The 536-nt window shown below is 55.4% G+C and carries 1 protein-coding gene; it reads left to right on the top strand.

Translation table 11 applies throughout. The features are described from left to right. Positions 1-27: 27 nt before the first annotated feature. Positions 28-453: a biopolymer transporter ExbD gene (locus A3730_RS28635; RefSeq protein ID WP_063519846.1), complete on the top strand. Its 426-nt coding sequence runs from the start codon at positions 28-30 to the stop codon at positions 451-453. Positions 454-536: the final 83 nt, after the last annotated feature.

Here is a 536-nt window from a genome sequence, read left to right as displayed (position 1 = left end):
TCGTGAGGCAGAACCGGGAGAGAAGGCGTGAAATTTCCCCGGCCCAGCCAGGAGGAAATCAGCGTTAACCTGACACCCTTGATTGATGTGGTGTTCCTGCTGCTGATTTTCTTCATGGTATCGACCACGTTTGATGACAAGACACAGTTGTCGATCACCTTGCCGGAAGCCGATGGCGCTCCGCAGGCCCAGGTGGATGATCAGGTTGAAGTGACGATTACCTCCACGGGCGATTACCTGGTGAACGGCGAGAAGCTGGCGGCCAGTGACAGCAATGCGCTACGCACTGCGTTGCTGCGTCTTGGGCAGGATAAAACGGATCAACCGTTGCAAATTTATGCGGACGCCAATGTGGCGTATCAGGCTGTCGTGCGTGTTTATGACGTGGCCGGGCAGCTGGGTTTTGTTAAGCTGTCGCTCACCACTCGCGAATCCCCTAACGAGGCACAATGAGTCAACCTCTTCCCCCCGAGGACGTGTGGCCTACCTATAAACGGCTGCTGAGTTACGTCCGCCCTTACTGGTTCATGCTGATT

Source organism: Alcanivorax sp. HI0044 (assembly GCF_001634945.1).
Note: the sequence above shows the minus strand (reverse complement) of the source record. Positions and strands in the feature narration are given on the sequence as shown.